Source organism: Asticcacaulis sp., from assembly GCF_047605585.1.
In the GTDB taxonomy this organism is placed as follows: domain Bacteria; phylum Pseudomonadota; class Alphaproteobacteria; order Caulobacterales; family Caulobacteraceae; genus Asticcacaulis.
In genome coordinates this window covers 151,262-170,133 of record NZ_JASGFK010000006.1, presented here as the reverse complement: position 1 = coordinate 170,133, position 18,872 = coordinate 151,262, and the positions used below count along the sequence as shown (strand labels likewise).

The following is an 18,872-nucleotide window of genomic DNA, read 5'->3' as shown; positions in this document are numbered from 1 at the left end:
ACTTCACTCCGCCGGGCAGCTGGCGCCTGGCTTTGTTTCGAGCAGGCGGATATCGGCAATCGAAATATCAAGCGTGCCGGCCGTCTCCAGGCGCGTGACGCTCGGGGTCGCGGCCAGATCCTGTGCCTTGAAGCACGACAGCGGCACGGCCAGTGTGGCATAGCCGGCGGGAGCGGATTTCAGCCAGCCCGTGACGGGTACAGAGGCTGATCCAACGCCGAGACGCACCTCGGTCGATGGCGTGGCATTCACTCGAAGAGTCAGGGCCAGCATCATGGCGCCATTGGCTTCGCGGGCGATGTCGGAAGGTGTGTCGGCGCCGACTTCGAGCGCGGCCTTCGCCTTGCCATTCCAGATGGCTTTCACCGCACCGTCTTCCTGTGGCGAGACGGTAAGGGCCGCTGTGCCATACAGTGTGGTCTGGGTGCCGACATAGTCCATGCGGTGCTGAGCCTCATCGCTCAGTCTCAACTTGTAGCCGTTCCAAACCGTGCCCTTGCTGAGATAGACATTCTTCTCGCCATATTTGGTGGTGTCCGCCACTTCCGGCAGTTGCGGCGTCTCGGCCGTTGCGGCGTAGGAGAGGCCGTAGCCATAGGCGAACTGCGGATCGTAGTCCTTGTCGCCGACATTGAGCGGTGTCTGGTCGGGACGTTTCGGCCACGAAAAACTGAGCTTGCCGGTGAAATCACGCTTGCCGGTCAGGGCATCGGCGACGCCTTCGCCCTCGGAACCCGGCAGCCAGGCGGCGACGAAGGCATCGGCGGCATTGATCTGTGGATTAACGTAGAGCGCGCGGCCCGACAGCATCACGGCCACGACCGGAACGCCCTGTGCCTTCAGCTTCTTGAGCAATTCCAGCGAGTCGGCATTGTCATGGTGCAGGGCCACATCCGACTGGTCGCCCATGAACTCGGCATAGGGCGTCTCGCCGAAGACGACGATGGCGACGTCCGGTGTCTGCGGTGCGGTGCCATCGGGGCTGTAAAGCGCCTGACCGCCGGACGCTTCGATCTGGGCTTTCAGGCCGTCATAGATGGAGGTGGCGCCCGGGAAGTCGGCATTGCTGTTATCGGCACCCTGCCAGCTGAGCGTCCAGCCGCCCGACTGCATGGCGATATTGTCGGCACCATCGCCGACGATCAGCACGCGCGCGCCGGCCTTGAGCGGCAAGACGCCATTGTTCTTGAGCAGGACCAGCGACTTCGCCACCGCCTCGCGGGCAATGGCGCGATGTTCGGGCGTGCCGATCGGCTGGAATGTGTCTGGCCGGTTGGCGGGCGAGGGCTGGTCGAAGACCTTCATGCGGAACTTGACGCGCAGGATGCGGCGCACGGCGTCATCGAGCCGGGCCACGGGGATGGTGCCGTCCTTGACCTCACGCACCAGATTGGCGTGCAGTTGCTTCCAGTCCTGCGGCGCGTTGAAGATATCCAGCCCGGCATTGAAGGCGGCCGGGCAGTCGCCATTGCTGCAACCGGGAATCTGGGCGTGGGCCAGCCAGTCACCCATGATAAAGCCGTCAAAGCCCATCCGGCCTTTCAGCACATCGGTCAGCAGGGCCTTATTGCCGTGCATCTTGACGCCATGCCAGGAATTGTAGCTGGCCATGATCGACTGCGTGCCGGCATTGATGGCGTCGGCATAGGCGGCGCCATGCAGACGGGCGAGGTCGGCCTCGGAAACGGTCGAATTGCCCTGGTCGCGACCGCCGTCGGTCGAACCGTCGCCGAGGAAGTGTTTGGCGGTGGCGATGACGTGGTGGTCGTCCAGGAAGGTCGGACCAGTTCCCTCGATGCCGCTGACCATAGCGGCGGCATATTGCTTGGTGATGGCCGGATCTTCCGAATAGCTCTCATAGGTGCGGCCCCAGCGATCGTCACGCGCCACGGCGATGGTGGGGGCAAACGACCAGTCCATGCCGGTGGAACGGACCTCGGCCGCCGTAGCTTCGCCGATGCGCTTCAGGAGGTCTGGATCGTGCGCGGCGCCCAGGCCGATATTGTGCGGAAACAGCGTGGCGCCATAGACATTGTTATGGCCATGGACGGCATCCGACGCCCAGATCAGCGGAATGGTGACCTTCTGGCCCGGTGCCACCGATGCCTGGTAGTAGGGCTCGATCAGATCGACCCAGTCCTTGACGGTCGAATGCTTGTTGCCATTCGGCACGGCGCCGCCACCGTTTTCTATCGAACCGATATGATACTGCGTCACCTCTTCCGGCCTGATCGATTTCCATTCCGGCTGGATGACCTGGCCGACCTTTTCCTCGACCGTCATCTGCGCCAGCATATCGGTGATGCGTTTTTCAATGACCGGGTCGAGGCCGACCGGCGATTTGGCGACCGGCCAGATTTTCGGATGGACGGTTGCGGGCTTCTCGGCGGCCTGGACGCCGGCGCCAAAAGCCAACCACAGGGCAGCCACGGACGCGGCGGCCCGCAAGAGGGGACGATGGGACATGGGCGCTTCTTCTCTGATATGGGTATCGTTATTGCCGCCTATGGATCACGGTGACAGCGTTGTCGTCAAGACCTATTGACACCGGTGACGTGCCGTTCGTATTCAGGTCTGAAATAATGATAACAGTGGAGACGTCACGCAATGCAGACTCAATTGACCCTCGGCGAGGCGGAGGCTCGGCTGGCCATCGATGCCTGCGTGGCCGAACTGAACCGGCGCGGCAAGACCGGCGTGGTCGCGGTCGGCGATAGCCATGGCGAACTGCTGGCGCTGTGGCGCATGGATGGCTGCGCCCTGCCGCCGATCGTCATCGCGCAGAACAAGATCTATACCGCGGCCCGCGTGCGCGCCCCCTCCGGCGATCTCGGCCGCAATGCCCAGGCCGATGGCTCCGATGTCCATTATCACGGCGATTCCCGCTATGTTGGCTGGGACGGCGGTGCGCCCGTCATGGTCAATGGCCAGTGCGTCGGTGCCGTCGCGGTCAGCGGCCTGTCCGGCGTCGAAGACCTCGAAATCGCCAATATCGGCATCACCGCCATTCTCAATGCACTCGGCTAATAAATAGGACTAAACATCATGGCTTTCCCCATTCCTTATGTCGCCGCGCCGACCCGTTATGACGCCATGCCCTATCGCCGCTGCGGGCGCTCCGGCCTGAAACTGCCGGCCATTTCGCTCGGCCTGTGGCAGAACTTCGGCGGCGTCGATGTCTTCGAGACCGGCCGTTCCATTCTGCATTATGCCTTCGACCATGGCGTCACCCATTTCGATCTGGCCAACAATTACGGCCCGCCCTATGGCTCGGCGGAAGAGAATTTCGGCCGTGTCATGGCCACCGATTTCAAGGCGCACCGCGATGAGCTGGTGATCTCGACCAAGGCCGGCTGGGATATGTGGCCGGGGCCCTATGGCGATGTCGGCGGTTCGCGCAAATACCTGATCGCCAGTTGCGACCAGAGCCTGAAGCGCATGGGGCTCGACTATGTCGATATCTTCTATTCGCACCGCGTCGATCCGGAGACCCCGCTGGAAGAAACCATGGGCGCGCTGGTGCAACTGCACCGCCAGGGCAAGGCGCTCTATGTCGGCATCTCCTCCTATTCGCCGGAGCTGACGAGCAAGGCCGCCGCCATCCTGAAGAACGAGGGCGTGCCGCTGCTCATTCATCAGCCCTCCTATTCGATGCTCAATCGCTGGATCGAGGCAGGTCTGCTCGATACCCTGGCCGAACTGGGCACCGGCTGCATCGCCTTCTCGCCGCTGGCACAGGGGTTGCTGTCGAACAAGTATGTCAATGGCGTGCCGGCCGATGCCCGCGCCGCCAGGGCCGGTTCGTTCAATCAGCGCCTGATCACCGACGACAATATTCGCCGCATCAAGGCGCTGAACGATATCGCGCAAAAGCGGGGCCAGACCCTGGCCCAGATGGCGATTGCCTGGGTGCTGCGTGACAGCAGAGTCACCTCGGCCTTGGTCGGCGCCCGCACGGTCGAGCAGATGGCCGATACGTTAAAGTCACTGGAGAATCTGGCCTTTACCGATCAGGAACTGGCCGATATCGACACTTACGCCACCGAAGGCGGGATCGATCTGTGGAAGGTGTCGTCCACCCTCTGAAGCCGGGGTTGAGACGGTTTAATTTTGCTCAACTGTCGGGCGATAATTGATCGCCCGACAAATCTACACTAATTCGATATGGTATTATTCGTACCTACGGATAGCCTCATGTCTAAATTCCGCCCTTCGGATACACCGCCAGCCCCCGCCCCGCTGATCTGGTATGCCCGCTGCCCCACCCTGACGGCCCTCGGCCTCATCGCCAATCGCGGCGTGCTGCAGCGCGAATTCCTGCGCGAAAATGTCCATCTCGTCTCGGTGCGGGAAAATTCGACGCCTTCCGTGCGCCAGGGGCATCTCGATCACAGCCTGCCTAACCTGATCCGCGAGGCCGATGCTGCCACGGCGCTGTGGGCGCATGGCCAGAATGAAAAATCGCGCCTGCTGGCGGTCGGTCGGACCTGGCATTCGGTCAGCGTGGTGACGCGCCCCGGTCAGCCGATCCGTTCGCTGCGGGACCTGATTGGCCGGCGTCTGGGCTTGATCAAGGAGGCGGGCAATTTCTCGCCGGCGCAGGTGCGTTCGCTGCGGGCCTGGGAAACGGTTCTGTCCGTTGCCGGTATTCCGCGCTCGGATATCGAGTTCGTGCCGGTGGTGGCCGATCACCCCAGCGTGCCTTTCGGCGATGTGGCAAGGCGTGAGGTCGAGGCCTTGCTGAGCGGCCAGACCGATGCGGCCCTCCTGTTCGGCGCCAAGGGGCTGGAATTGGCGCGCTCGGCGCACCTGAAGGAAGTTCATCGCTTCACGGCCGAAGATATCCGCAAGGATATCCGCCTGTCGGGGCTGGTCGAATTGCGCGCCGTCACGGTCGATCATGTGCTGCTGGACGGCCGGGCCGATATCGTTACCCGCATCCTGGGCAATCTGCTGGAAGCCGGCGAATGGGCGCGCGCCTTCCCGAAGGAAGCTTTGAAACAGGCGGCCATCGAAGGCAAGGTCGAGGCGGAAGACGCCGCTATAGCCTATGGCGACTGGCTGACCGAAGGGGCGCGCATCGGACTTGAGCCCGAGCAACTGGCCGCCCTGGAAGGCCTGGAGATCTGGTTGAAAGGCCGGCAGTTGCTGCCGGAAAGCCACGCCATCGCCGACTGGGCCGAACCGGCCATTCTCGATACAGCAAAAGCGAATTTGCGCGTCACCGCCTGAGGTTCATATCCCTTCCTCTTCCTGGCCGCGCAGATATGGCCCGAAGGTTTCCCCTGCCTTCGGGCCTTTGTGCTATGAGCGCTTTCGACCTGATTCCGGAGTTTGCCATGAACCCTGTCTTTGCCGATCTGCCTGTCAGTATTTTCGAAATCATGTCGCTGGAGGCGAAGGCGCGTGGTGCCGCCAATCTCGGTCAGGGCTTCCCGGAGGTAGATGGCTTCCCCGATGTGCGCGAAGCGGCGGCGCGGGCGCTTATGGAACAGTCCAACCAGTATGCGCCGATGCGCGGCCTGCCGGTGTTGCGTCAGGCGGTGGCGGATTTCTATCAGCGCCAGCAGGGCCTGACGCTCGATCCGGATACCCAGGTGCTGATCACCTCGGGCGCGACCGAAGCGATCTGCGCCGCGATTCTGGCCATGGTCACGCCGGGCGATGAGGTGGTGGTATTCGAGCCGGTCTATGACGCCTATGTGCCGCTGATCAAACGCGCTGGCGGCATTCCGCGCATTGTCCAGCTCAACCCACCGCACTGGCAGTTCAGCGATGACGACCTGAAGGCCGTCTTCAGTGATCGCACGAAGCTGGTCCTGATCACCACGCCGAACAATCCGACCACCCATTGTTTTACGTCCGAACAACTGGCCCTGCTGGCGGACTATTGCGAACGTTTCGACGCTTATGTGATGAGCGATGAGGTCTGGGAGCAGGTGGTCTTCGATCGCGCGCACCTGAGTGTGTTGCATGTGCCGGGCCTGGCGAAGCGGTCGATCAAAATCGGCTCGGCGGGCAAGATCTTTTCGCTCACCGGCTGGAAGATCGGCTTCGTAGTGGCCGAGAGGGCGCTGATCGACCAGGTAGCGAGCGCACACCAGTTCATCACCTTCGCCACGCCACCGGCCCTGCAGCATGGCGTCGCCTATGGGCTTGCTCTGCCGCAGGATCGTTTCGACGCCGCCCTGGCCGAGCTGAAGCACCAGCGCGACTATCTGGGCGGACTTCTGACTGCGGCGGGCTTTCATCTCCTGCCGGCGGAAGGCACCTATTTCCTCAATATCGACCTGCGGGCATCGGGAATTGCCGGCTCAGGGCTGGACTATGCCTTTGACCTGATCCGCAATCATGGCCTGGCCACGATTCCCTTGCAGGCCTTCTGCGAAAGCGGGCGTGACCTGCCGGTGCTGCGCCTGTGCTTTGCCAAGTCACGCGAGACCCTGACACGCGGCGCCCATGCGCTCGCTACAGTGAAAATCAATAGTTGATTTTTATAAATAAAGTTAACAAATCAATGATTTAATCTTAACTCTATTCGCCTGAGAGCGGTGAGGCGCACAGGACAGCCCGGATGGCTTCACACAGACTGTCACGCACGGCCTTCAGATCAGTGTCTGTCTTCGCCTGGCGCGCTGGATCGGCCATGAAGGCTGCCGTTTCCGGCCACAGCCGCTCATAGCTGTAGGGGTGGATTTCCGGCTTTATCTCCGGCGCCGCGCCCTGCACATTGCGGATGTTCTGGAAGGTGTCGTCGACAAAATAGATATCGTCGTATCCGCGCCCTTTCAGGCTCTTCAGCAGGAGGCCGAGCATGACGCCCTTGTTCTGGCCGGAGAGCATCATCACCCCGTCCGAGACGGTCACCGGCCGGTAGGGCTTGGCCTGGACGGTGATGCGGGCCTTTTTCGCCGCTTGGCGGATTTCGGCATCGGTCAGGTTACCGCGGCGTACGCATAGCGGCGGCCCGCATTCCGGCGCGGCGGAGAGGTCAATGTCATTGGCTTTCAGCGCCGTCTCGGTGGCGCCACGCAGGTCCGATCCGCGCGCGCTCAGGGCATAGACGGCGATACCGGCGGCCTGCAGGCGCTTCACCTGTGCGGCGGCATCGGGCTGAGTCGGTGTCATGGTGGTGAGCTGCAGCAGGGCGCTATTGTTGACAAGCAGGGCCTGGAAACCGGCCTCGCTTGAGTCGCGCGTACCCTGCCAGTTGAACCAGGTGTCGCTGCCGAGATCCTGCGGCAGGGTCAGCAGGGTATTGTCGATATCGAAAACGACCATCACGCGCCGGCCCTTTGCCTGGGCGGCGAGAGCGGCATCGACAGGGGTGGCGAGGTCGGTGACGGAAATATAGGCCGGCTGCGGTCGCGGCGCGGCCATGGGAGACGAAGCGCAGGCCAGCACGGCGGCCGCGAGCAGAAGCATCAGGAAGTTGTGTGAAGGTTTCATGATGCTGTGTTAGCGCGCATTTGTCGCCAAGACCAGCTACCAGGAAGACTAGCCTCGCCCTTCGATCAACCGTCTCAGGCTGTCGAAGATTTCGCGCCGCATCTGCGTCGTCTGCCGGCCCAGGCCGCCCTGGTGCGCCGGTGGGATATGCGCCATCGGGTCGCCGTCGGTCTGGAAGATGTAATGGTCGAACATGGTCTTCCAGTAGAGTTTGTCACTGGGGGACAGATCTTTCAGCGCCAGCAGGGCCGCCAGGAAGGGCGCCATCGGGTTTTCGGCGGTTTGGGCGCTGTTGCCCCACCAGTAATTGACCAGCACATTGAAGGCTTCGAGCGACTGGACGTGGTGCCACCAGTATTTGGGCACATAAAGCGCATCGCCCGGTTCCATCTCGGCGACCTGGGCGTGCTTCAGCGCCTCGGCGAATTTCGGAAAGCGGTCAAAATCGGGCTCTTCCAGGCTGGCCAGCGAAATGGCGCGGCCCGAGGGCGTGTGGTCCATGGGGCCGATATAGAGGTTTTTCAGCTGCTCCGGGGGGAACAGGGTAAAGCGTCGCCGGCCAGCCACCACGCAGGCGATATTGTGGTCATTATCATTATGCGTCTGGGCGCGCGTGGCATTGCTGATCCAGATGCGCGGCTGGACGGCCGGCGGCAGGATCGGGCAGGGATTGTCAGCCAGGAAACGCGGCAGATAGTCGCGAATGACGGTGGACTGTATGTAGGTATAGGGGGGATTGGGGTGGTCAAGCGCGGCCAGAATCTGGTCTAGTCCGGCGGAAATCGTCTTGAAACGCTTGTTGAAGTTGAAGTCATGCATATCTGCGCCGTAGGCGAAACGGCCCTGCGTGGCATTATTGGCCTCCAGCACGGTGGTCGGTTGCCCGGTATCCATGGCCTTCAGATATTGGACTGTGGAGTCCACGCCATCCATGCCGCGCCTTACAGCGGGCCAGTGCGTTACCAGCCCCCGCATGATAACTGGCTCGCCGGCCGGTAATATCTGACGGGCGAACACCTCGGGTGTCACACCCTCCCTGCACTCCACCTGTCTCATTTCTGAAAAAGCCAGTGGTAGCGAAGGTACTGTTTTTGACATGGCTGATGATTCTTTATTGCGCGATGGCTGTCCGCACTTCGGCGCTGGATCAGCTCCTGCCGGTGGTAAATCATGCCTGCGCCAATGGCAAGGCGCATGTGGAATGAGTGCCAAAGCTGTACCAATTCAGAAATATTACGTCAAAAAAGATGTTAAATATCGCGAGTGTCGCCTTAATTGCGGAAACGGCGATATTCAGAATGCTGTGCCTCTGAATTTCAGAAAGGCAAGGCCATGCTTTTGGGATTGTTCACGCGAAAAATAATTATAAATATTTGTTTTTATGTCGTTTTATGATTTTTCTTATTGCGCCCCAGCCTGGGGGCAAAAGGGAGATTAATCCAGCGGCATTGCTAATTTTCCTGCGGAAAGCGCTGATTGCCGCCAGCTGGAAGGGTAATCTTGTGTGGCATTCATGCCATTATCTGGCTAGATTGTGGCGAAAGCGTCATATTGGTGCTGGAAATTATTTCACCCTTTATATAACAAATAAAGACGAAATAATAAATCAGGTCGAGAAGCGTTCAGAGGTCACACGGTATTCCAAGATACGCAGAGATATCGCAGGCGGAAATATTTTTGACAAAGTTGTCAAATTTTTTAGCCCGTGAAATCGTTTTCAAGCGTACGCAATGCCACCCGTTTTGATCCTGCCCTAACCCAGCGGCGCCCGCTCGACCGGTTGCTGTTTTGTACGGCCCTTCGCCGCGAATGCTCGGATTCGCGACGCAGGAGTAACAAAGGTCTTACCGGCAGGAACTCGGGCTTGCCGCAGGGACGATTAGGGAGAAGAAAGCATGAAGAGTTCAAAAGGTAAGTCCCTGTCGGCGCTTACGCTTTTAAAGGGGGGCGTGTCTGCAGTCGCTTTGACTGCGCTGGCGGTTTCGCTGGCCGCACCGGCCCAGGCGCAGGATGCCGCGCCGGCCAGTAACAGCGCCACCGCCGATGAGGGCGCCCAGCAAGTCGTCGTCGTTGGCGTGCGCCGGTCACTGAAATCAGCGCAGCAGATCAAGAAGGATGCGGATACGGTCGTCGATTCGATCACCGCCACCGATATCGGCTCGTTCCCGGACAAGTCGGTCGCCGAAGCCCTGCAACGCGTCGCGGGCATCACCGTTACCCGCTTCGCCGCCGCCACTGACACGGCGCACTTCTCGGCGGAACCCTCGGGCGTTCTGGTGCGCGGCCTGCAGCAGGTCCGTTCGGAATTCAACGGCCGTGACGTTTTCTCCGCCAACTCGTCGCGCGGCCTGTCCTGGGGCGATGTCTCGCCGGAACTGATGGCTGGTGTCGATACCTACAAGAACCAGACCGCCGACCTGATTGAAGGCGGTATCGCGGGTTCGATCAACCTGCGCACCCGCCTGCCGTTCGATTCGAAGGGGCAGCTGTTCGCGCTGTCTTTCGATGAATCCTATGGTGACCTGGCCGACAAGGCGACGCCTTCGCTGTCGGGCATCTACTCGAATCAATGGAACACCGAAATCGGCCAGATCGGCATCATGATCAATGCCGCCTATTCGGATATCGCCACGACCTCGCAAGGCATCCAGTACGGCCGTATGGGCATCTTCTGTACCGATCGTGAAGACCTGACGGCGCTCAATACCTGCAGCACCAATCAGTTTGGCCAGCAGGACGCTGATTCCGAACATAACTTTGCCTATATTCCGGTCTCGACCACCTATCGCGACACAAATTTCGACCGTCAGCGCACGGGTATTTCGGCGGCCGCGCAATGGGAAAGCAAGGACAAATCCCTGCTGGCTACCCTGCAGTTCAATACGTCGAGCTATGAAAACGAGTGGCACGAACATTTCGTTGGTACGAGCTATTACGACGTCTGGGCCCAGCCGCTGGGCTATCAGTTCTCGAACAGCACCGCCATGGCGGAACTGGATGCTGACAACCAGTTCACCTTCGACGACAGTGGCCTGTTCCAGTCCGGCCTGCTGACCTCCGACATCGGCTGGTGGGGCGCGGATAATGCCGCTTCCGCTCTAGTTGCTCAAAACGATCAGGGCGAACAGATGGTCAATGCCTGTTACGGCTGGAACGGCTGTTCGCCGGCCCGCAAGGGCGCGACCGTCACCACAGGCACGCGCTATAACCATAACGAGGAAACAACCACCGACACCTCGTTCAATCTGCGCTGGATCATCAACGACAAATTGCGCGCCAATTTCGACGTTCAGTATGTCGATGCCGACGTCAGCAATTATGACATTGAAATCGACATGAACTCGTTCGCCAATGTCTATCTGGACGCCACCGGCGATTATCCCAAGACGACCCTATCCGATCCGCTGAACGTCAATCAGTCGGCGGGCGGTTTGGCCAATCCGAATAACTATTACTACAACTCGGTCATGGACCATACCGAGGATTCCCACGGTAAGGAATTGGCCACCCGGTTTGACCTGCAATATGTCCGCGACGAAGGCTGGATTGACACCATCAAGGTTGGCGTCCGCTACGCTGACCGTCAACAGAATGTCAACTGGTCAACCTATAACTGGAAGAATATCTCCAACACCTACAGTAATAACTGGCAGACTTGGAATATCGATACTCCACTGCGCACCGGCGGGCCGCTCTATCATACCGAAGAGTTCGGCACCGATTTCATGCACCAGAGCGACCTGATCAACCAGCATCAGTTCGTCTTCTTCAACTATGATACGCTTGAAGACCGTCAGAAGCTGTCGGCGGCCATGAGCCAGGCCTCGACCGGTATCGGTTCGTGGGTGCCGATCTGCGACCGCGCCAACGAAGAGCCGGACAGCTGCTACACGGCAGCCGAACGCATGGATATCGAGGAAGAAACCTTTGCCGGTTACCTCCAATTGAAGTTTGGCGGCAATGACAAGACCCTCTTTGGCAAAGCCATCACCGGTAACGCCGGTGTCCGCTGGGTGCAGACCAACATCACCTCAAAGGGTGGCGGCGTCATGTATCCGAATGCGTTCGAATACAACCAGAACAACTGTGACGGTTCGCTGACCGCTCTGCAGATTTCTCAGGCTCAGGCGGCTGGTCAGTATGTGGCCTTCCTGCCCTGTATCACCAACCACTCGGCGGATGATATTGCTTTCCGCGACGGTGCCATTACCGGCGATCCACAGTTCCCAGCGGTTGTGCACACCACGCACATCAACTGGCTGCCATCATTCAATGCAAAGTTGCAGTTGGACGATACCTGGTTGATGCGCTTTGCTTATTCGCGGGCCATGTCACGTCCGGATATGGGCTATCTGCGTAACTACTTCTTCGTGCAGGGTTCTACGTTGACGGCATCCGAAATGTATCTCGGTAACCCGGCTGTTGTTCTTGGAACCGGAGTCGCTACGGATAAAAATCCGGCTGTTAACTGCGCGGTTGGAGCGCCTTGTAGCTATACCGGCTATCGCTATACAGCTTCCTCGGGCAACCCGTACCTGAAGGCGACAACGGCGGATCAGTTCGACCTGACCTTCGAAAACTACTTCGCCTCTGTCGGCTCGTTCTCGTTCGACCTCTTCTACAAGAAGTTCTACGACTACATCCAAAACGGCACGCGCCAGGTGGTCACGCTCACCCATGGTGTGGCGAATTCCTATAATGCTGACGGCACCCCGATCTATGAAGCTGACGGCACGACCCACGTAACACACGCGGTCACCCGCGATGTTCTGGTTACCGGCCCGGTCAATGCCGACGGCGCCAGTCTGAAAGGTTTCGAAGTGTCGTATCAGCGCTACTTCGACTTCCTGCCGTCGCCATTCAATGGTCTCGGCATCCAGGCGAACTACACCAAGATCAATAATACCGGCGTCAAGAATTCGGGCCTTGGCTCGACCTCAGCCGGCGGTACGGGCGGCCTTGGCTCATCGGGCGGCGGGGTTAACTCGCAGTACGACAATATCACCGTCGATCGCCTGGAAGGTCTGTCGGACGACTCGTATAACCTGATCGGCATGTTCGAAAAGGGCCCATGGGCTATCCGCGCCGCCTATAACTGGCGTTCAAAGTTCCTGGTCACGGCCGCTGACTGCTGCGTCGGCTTCCCGATCTGGCAAAAGGCCATCGGTTACCTCGATGCGTCGGTCCGCTACAAGGTCAATGACAATGTCGAACTGTCCGTGCAGGGCTCCAACCTGCTCGACAGCGACACGGTCCTGCTCCAGCAGGTTGATAACCGCGGCACTCTGATGCCGAATGCCTGGTTCAAGAATGACAAGCGCATCCAGATGGGCGTTCGTCTGAAGTACTAAGGACCTGCCCCTTGGCTGGGGATAAACGGGGGGAAGCGCGCCGCGAACTATCTGCGGCGCGCTTTTTCTATGCACGAAGGGCTTGCGCATAACGGGCTGACGTGCATGCTAGACACAAGGCCGCAGCTATAAACGGCCAAAGTGTAACGACGGGAAGATTATGAGTGCACCTTTGCGAGTGGTTATCCTGGGCGGCGGCACATCTGGCTGGATGTGCGCGGCGGCTCTGTCAGGGGTGCTGAAACTGGGGCAGGCGGATAGCCTGCTGGATGTGCGGCTGATCGAGTCGGACGAGATCGGCACGGTAGGGGTCGGCGAAGCCACCTTGCCGCAGATCAAGGATTTCAACGATTATATCGGCATCAATGAAGCCGAGTTCATGCGCCGCACCAAGGCCACCTTCAAGCTGGGTATCGAGTTCCGCGACTGGGGCAAGCTCGGCAATAATTATCATCACCCCTTTGGCGCCTTTGGCATGTCAATCGAGGGCGTTGAATTTCAGCATTGCTGGACCCGCGCCCGGGCTTTGGGACAGGCGGCGCCGCTGGAAGACTATTCCTACGCCATCCAGGCGGCACGGGCGCATCGTTTCGATTTTCCCTCGGAAGACAAGCAGTCGATCAAATCGACCTTCGCCTATGCTTACCATTTCGATGCCGGACTATACGCCGCCTTCCTGCGTGAGTTTTCCGAGGCGCGGGGGCTTCGGCGGACCGAAGGCAAGGTGCGCGATGTCAATCTCCATCCTGACAGCGGCCATATCCGCAGCCTGGTGCTCGATTCGGGCGAGGAAGTTTCCGGGGATCTGTTTATCGATTGCTCCGGTTTTCGCGCCCTGCTGATCGAGGACCAGTTGATGGCCGGCTGGGACGACTGGTCGCGCTGGCTGCCCTGTGATCGGGCCCTGGCCGTGCCCAGCGAGCGGACGGACGATTTCCATTCCTATACCCGTTCGACGGCACTGGCCGGCGGATGGCAATGGCGGATTCCCCTGCAGCATCGCACCGGCAACGGCTATGTCTATTCCAGCGCCTTCATTTCGGATGACGAGGCGCACCGGACCTTGCTTGCCAATTTGGAGGGCGCGGCCCTGGCGGACGCTAAACCGCTGCGTTTCAAAGCGGGGCGTCGCCGCAAGTCGTGGTATCGCAATTGCCTGACGGTCGGGCTGTCGAGCGGTTTTCTGGAGCCGCTGGAATCGACCAGCATTTATCTGGTGCAGATTGCCGTCACCACTTTCATGCAGTTGCTGCCGTCCTGCAATCCGGGAGAGCGGATCGATCCGAAGCTCGCCGATGAGTTCAATCGCCTTATCGATAATGAATATGAGCGTGTGCGGGATTTCCTGATTCTGCATTATCATGCCAATACCCGCACCGATGCCGCCCTGTGGGAATATACCCGCAATATGAGCGTGCCGGACAGCCTCATTGAACGTATCGGACAGTATCGCCACCGCGGTTATATCCGCAAATACAAGGATGGCCTGTTCTCGCCGCCTTCCTGGCTGGCCGTTTTGAATGGGCAGGATATTCCGGCGGAAGGGTATGACCGCATGGCCGATACGCTCAATGAAACGACACTGATCGAGAAGCTTGAAAGCCTGCGCAGCCGTATACGGGCCGGTGTGGATGCAATGCCGGATCATGCGGAATTTGTGCGGGATTATTGTTATGTGCCCCCCGCCAGGGCCGGGATGACCGAAGAGGCGATGAGATGAGCCTTTCGAACATGCAGACGGTCAAAAAAGTCGTCATCGTTGGGCGCGATATCGCTGCCTGGCTGGCGGCCAATACGCTGGAACGGGCTTTAGGCCGTACCGGACTGTGCGTCGAGGTGGCGGAAATGCCCACCCTGCTGCGGCCATACGATATCGTGGCCAGCCTGGCGCCGCTGGAAAGCTTTCATCGCCTGCTGGGGGTGGATGAAGCAGCCCTGATCCGGGCAGTGGGCGGCAGCTTTTCCCTGGGTCAGAGTTTTGTCGGCTTTTCGTCTGCGCCGCCGGCCTTTTTCCACCCTTACGGCGCCCATGGTGTCGGTATCAATCGCCTGCCCTTCCTGCCTTACTGGATCAAGGCCCGTCAGGGCGGTCTGAACGTCGCGTTCGAGGATTTCTCACTGCCTGCCGCCGCTGCGAAGCAGGGGTGTTTTTTCATGCCGACCGATGAGATGCGCGTCTTCGGGCATCTGGACTATGCCTACCATCTCAAGACCAGCGCCTATGTTCAGTTTCTCAGAAATCTGGCCTTGCAGCGCGGAGTCGAGACGACGCCGGTGCGTCTGTTCGATATCGAGCGCGATGGGGTCGATGGCGCTATAAAGGCCCTGGTCACCAATGACGGTCGCAGGATTGCCGGCGATGTGTTCATCGATGCGACAGGGAGCGAAAGCCTGCTGCTGGGCGAGGCCCTGCAGACCGAACTCGAAAGCTGGTCCCGCTGGTTGCCCGGCAATCATGTGCTGACGGTGACGGGTGAACGCCTGCCGGTTCTGCCATCCTATTCCCAGGTCCGGGCCCTGTCCGCCGGGTGCCTGCACCTGACGCCGGTGCCGGATGCAACCGGCCTGCAGTATGTCTATGACCGTGACATACAGACGGATGAAGCTGCGTTGGAAACCGTTGCGCGGACTGCCGGCATGAAGTTGCAGGCCAATGCGGCTGTGGCCTCTCTGGCGGCCGGTTGCCGGCGCAAGCTGTGGGTGAAGAATTGCATTGCCCTGGGCGAGGCGGCCGCCGGGCTCGACCCCATCGACAATACCGGCCTCCACGTCATCCAGCTGGGTCTGGCGCACCTGATCAGCCTGTTTCCGGTCAGCGCGGACAGCCGGATAGAGGCGGATGAATATAATGCCCAGATGCGGGAAGCGCTTGACGGCATCCGGGATTACCAGATGGCGCATTACAAACTCAATCGCGTCGAGGGGCAGGCTTTTTGGGATCGGCCGCGCGACATGAGAATCCCGGAGCGCCTGGCACACAGGATCGAGATGTTCAAGGCGCGCGGAATTGTGCCTGTCTATGAGGGAGAGACCTTTATTCCCGATGACTGGCACGCGCTGTTCATCGGCCAGGGTCTGATGCCGCGCAGCTACGATCCGCTTGTCGATTTGATGCCGCAGGACACCGCGGTCCGCCATTTCCAGGGTTTCCTGTCACGCATCAGGCATGAGGTGCAGCAGATGCAGCCGCAGGAAGCCTTCATCCGGAAAAGAACCCATGGCGGCGGTATTGGCGCCTGATTTCGTGATAATGCCTGCATCGGGGACAGGAAAATGCAAAATTTGATCAGACGGCTGGTGGTGGTGGGCGGCGGGACTGCCGGCTGGATGACGGCCTGCCTGCTGAGCAAGCTGCCCGGAACGCGAAACCATACGATCACACTGGTCGAATCCGAGGCGATCGGCACGGTTGGGGTCGGTGAGGCGACGATTCCGGCGATCCGGCTGTTCAACGATCTTCTGGACATCGATGAAGACGAGTTCGTTCGCCGGACCAATGCCACTTTCAAGCTTGGCATTCATTTCGTCAATTGGCGAAAGGACGGCGAGTCCTACATTCATCCCTTTGGGCTTTTCGGCGTCGACAAGGACGGGATCGAGTTCCACCATTTCATGCTGCGCCAGGCCGCCGCGGGTGGCAGCCGCGATTACGGCCGTTACAATGCAGAGATCATGGCCATTCGCGAGGGCCGTTTTGGCCGTCCACCCGATGTGCCTGAGATGCCGCGGATCAATTACGCCTTTCAGTTCGACGCCGCCCTCTATGCCGCCTTTCTGAGGGAGCAAGCTGAATCGAAAGGCGTCGTCCGGCGCGAAGGCCGTATCGTGAGGGTGCATCAGGCCGCCGAAAGCGGTGACGTCACGGCCGTTGAACTGGAGGACGGCAGCCGCATCGAAGGGGACCTGTTTATCGATTGCTCCGGCTTCAGAGGGCTGTTGATCGAGGAGACCCTGAAGGCGGGATACGAAGACTGGAGCCAATGGCTGCCGTGCGATCGGGCCGTCGCCGTACCCTGCAAAAAGGCCGAGGGGCCATTGCAGCCCTATACGCGCTCAACAGCACAGGAAGCCGGCTGGCAGTGGCGTATTCCGCTGCAGCATCGCACCGGCAATGGCTATGTCTTTTCCAGCCAGTTTATCAGCGAGGACGAAGCGACCGCGAAGCTGATGTCCCGACTGGATGGGGAGCCGCTGAAGGACCCGAAGGTGCTTCGGTTCACGACCGGCCGGCGCAGAAAAACCTGGAGCCATAATGTGATCGCCCTGGGGCTGGCGTCAGGGTTTCTCGAACCTCTGGAATCGACGTCGATTCACCTGGTCCAGGTTGGGCTGGCGAAACTTCTGACCCTGTTTCCCAATCAGGGCATCGTGCCGGCGGCGGTGGATCAGTACAACCGCGAAATGACGGAAGAATATATAAATATCAAAGATTTCCTCATCGCGCATTACTATGTGACCGAACGCGACGGCTCACCCTTCTGGGACTATTGCCGCAATATGACCGTGCCGGACAGCCTGCGGGCGCGGCTGGACCTGTTCGCGGCGACGGGCCAGACCGCCGTCCGTCAGCACGAACTCTTCAAGCCCGTGAGCTGGTTCTCGGTGCTTGTGGGCCAGGGACTGACGCCGCGCGCCTATCATCCGATCGCCGATTCGATGGACGAGGATGCTTTCCGGCGGCGGATGTACAAGGCCCGCGAGCGCGTGGAGAAGCGCGTCAAGGGCCTGATAAGCCACGACGACTTCATCGCGCGTCACTGCAAGGCCATGGTTTAGAAGGTCAGCGCGGCTTCCAGCTTGGCCAGGCCTTCGTCGATGATCTCGTCCGACGCGGTCAGCGGCGCCAGCAGGCGGATGGTATTGCCATAGACGCCGCAGGACAGCAGGATCAGGCCGTTTTCCTGCGCCCTGGTGGTCACCGCCTTGGTGGTGGCGGCATCGGGTGTAAAGCCGCCGCGCTCGGTGACGATATCGAAGGCGATCATGGCGCCCAGGCCGCGAATGGCGGTGATCGGCACAATGGTGTTACGTCCGGCCAGGGCTTCGATCCGGGCCTTCAGCTTTGCGCCCTGGGCATTGGCGGCATCGAGCAGCTTCTCTTCCTCGATCACTTCCAGCACCGCCAGCGCCGCGGCGCAGGCCACCGGATTACCGCCATAGGTGCCGCCAAGCCCGCCGACAATCGGTGCGTCCATCACCTCGGCGCGACCGACCACGCCGGAGAGCGGATAACCGCCGGCCAGCGACTTGGCCATGGTCATCAGGTCGGGCTTCACGTCATAGTTTTCCATGGCAAACAGCTTGCCGGTGCGGCCAAAGCCGGTCTGGACCTCGTCAGCGATCAGCAGAATGCCGTGCTCGTCGCACTTTTTGCGCAAGGCGCGCATCAGTTCGGGCGGGGTGATCAGGAAGCCGCCTTCGCCCTGCACCGGCTCGATGATGATGGCCGCCACGGCATCCGGGGCGATATCGGCCTTGAAGAGGTAATCGAGCATCTTCAGGCTGTCGTCGGTGTCGATGCCGTGTGCTTCCACCGGGAAAGGGATGTGATAGACGCCGGGCTGCTGCGGGCCGAGGTCTTTCTTATAGGGTACGACCTTGCCGGTCAGGGCCGAGGTCAGGGCAGTGCGGCCATGGAAGCCGCCGGTAAAGGCGATGATGCCGTCGCGGCCGGTGAAGCAGCGGGCAATCTTGACGGCGTTTTCGACGGCTTCGCCGCCGGTGGTGAAGAAGGCGCATTTGGCCGTTCCGGCAATCGGGGCCAGGCTGTTTATCTTCTCGGCCAGGGCGATATAGCCTTCATAGGGCACCACCTGAAAGGCGGTATGGGTGAAGGCGTCCATCTGCTTCAGCGCGGCGGCCTGGACCTTCGGATGGCGGTGACCGGTATTGAGCACGGCGATGCCGCCGGCGAAATCGATGAAGCGGTTGCCGTCGGCGTCCCACAGCTCGGCGTTTTCGGCCCGGCCGGCATAGAGCGTGGTGGCGTGACCGATGCCACGGGCAACAGCGGCGGCGCGGCGGGCGGCAAGATCGGCATTATGCGACATGGGAAGCTCCAAAAGTCAGTTT

General features: G+C 60.2%; 13 protein-coding genes. 9 read left to right on the top strand and 4 right to left on the bottom strand.

The genetic code is table 11. The annotated features are described in order from the left end of the window. Window positions 1-3: 3 nt before the first annotated feature. On the bottom strand, window positions 4-2,466 hold the full coding sequence (locus QM647_RS14960) for a glycoside hydrolase family 3 N-terminal domain-containing protein (protein WP_414996342.1): 2,463 nt from the start codon (window positions 2,464-2,466) through the stop codon (window positions 4-6). 141 nt (window positions 2,467-2,607) lie between these two features. Here QM647_RS14960 and QM647_RS14955 point away from each other — a divergent pair, with 141 nt between their 5' ends. The 4 genes from QM647_RS14955 (at window position 2,608) to QM647_RS14940 (ending at window position 6,491) form a co-directional block, all read left to right on the top strand. Then, on the top strand, window positions 2,608-3,027 hold the full coding sequence (locus QM647_RS14955; RefSeq protein ID WP_414996341.1) for a GlcG/HbpS family heme-binding protein: 420 nt from the start codon (window positions 2,608-2,610) through the stop codon (window positions 3,025-3,027). 18 nt (window positions 3,028-3,045) lie between these two features. Continuing rightward, window positions 3,046-4,086: an L-glyceraldehyde 3-phosphate reductase gene (mgrA, locus tag QM647_RS14950; RefSeq protein ID WP_414996340.1), complete on the top strand. Its 1,041-nt coding sequence runs from the start codon at window positions 3,046-3,048 to the stop codon at window positions 4,084-4,086. Window positions 4,087-4,194: 108 nt separating this feature from the next. After that, complete coding sequence (locus QM647_RS14945; protein ID WP_414996339.1) at window positions 4,195-5,232, top strand: ABC transporter substrate-binding protein; 1,038 nt, start codon at window positions 4,195-4,197, stop codon at window positions 5,230-5,232. Between the two features lie 74 nt (window positions 5,233-5,306). Further along, window positions 5,307-6,491 carry an aminotransferase gene (locus QM647_RS14940; RefSeq protein WP_414996338.1) on the top strand — a complete coding sequence of 395 codons (1,185 nt, stop codon included), beginning with the start codon at window positions 5,307-5,309 and terminating at the stop codon, window positions 6,489-6,491. A gap of 43 nt (window positions 6,492-6,534) precedes the next feature. On the opposite strand, the gene QM647_RS14935 is transcribed toward QM647_RS14940, so the two are convergent. Continuing rightward, the gene (locus QM647_RS14935; protein WP_414996337.1) at window positions 6,535-7,449 is read right to left on the bottom strand and encodes a DUF2608 domain-containing protein; all 915 of its coding nucleotides are present in this window, start codon (window positions 7,447-7,449) and stop codon (window positions 6,535-6,537) included. 48 nt (window positions 7,450-7,497) lie between these two features. Next, window positions 7,498-8,478 carry a cupin-like domain-containing protein gene (locus tag QM647_RS14930; RefSeq protein WP_414996336.1) on the bottom strand — a complete coding sequence of 327 codons (981 nt, stop codon included), beginning with the start codon at window positions 8,476-8,478 and terminating at the stop codon, window positions 7,498-7,500. Window positions 8,479-8,545: 67 nt separating this feature from the next. Between QM647_RS14930 and QM647_RS14925 the strand changes: the two genes are divergently transcribed. The 5 genes from QM647_RS14925 (at window position 8,546) to QM647_RS14905 (ending at window position 17,576) form a co-directional block, all read left to right on the top strand. Further along, complete coding sequence (locus QM647_RS14925; RefSeq protein ID WP_414996335.1) at window positions 8,546-8,812, top strand: hypothetical protein; 267 nt, start codon at window positions 8,546-8,548, stop codon at window positions 8,810-8,812. Between the two features lie 532 nt (window positions 8,813-9,344). Beyond that, entirely contained in the window at window positions 9,345-12,800 is a 3,456-nt protein-coding gene (locus QM647_RS14920) for a TonB-dependent receptor (protein WP_414996334.1), read from the top strand. 160 nt (window positions 12,801-12,960) lie between these two features. Then, window positions 12,961-14,520, top strand: a complete 1,560-nt coding sequence (locus QM647_RS14915) for a tryptophan halogenase family protein (RefSeq protein WP_414996333.1) — start codon at window positions 12,961-12,963, stop codon at window positions 14,518-14,520. Further along, window positions 14,517-16,040, top strand: coding sequence for a tryptophan halogenase family protein (locus QM647_RS14910; RefSeq protein ID WP_414996332.1), 1,524 nt, complete (start codon window positions 14,517-14,519; stop codon window positions 16,038-16,040). Before QM647_RS14915 ends, QM647_RS14910 begins: the two co-directional genes overlap by 4 nt. A 33-nt stretch (window positions 16,041-16,073) precedes the next feature. Next, on the top strand, window positions 16,074-17,576 hold the full coding sequence (locus tag QM647_RS14905) for a tryptophan halogenase family protein (protein WP_414996331.1): 1,503 nt from the start codon (window positions 16,074-16,076) through the stop codon (window positions 17,574-17,576). On the opposite strand, the gene gabT is transcribed toward QM647_RS14905, so the two are convergent. After that, complete coding sequence (gabT, locus tag QM647_RS14900) at window positions 17,573-18,850, bottom strand: 4-aminobutyrate--2-oxoglutarate transaminase (protein WP_414996330.1); 1,278 nt, start codon at window positions 18,848-18,850, stop codon at window positions 17,573-17,575. The two genes, QM647_RS14905 and gabT, sit on opposite strands and share 4 nt — an antisense overlap. Window positions 18,851-18,872: the final 22 nt, after the last annotated feature.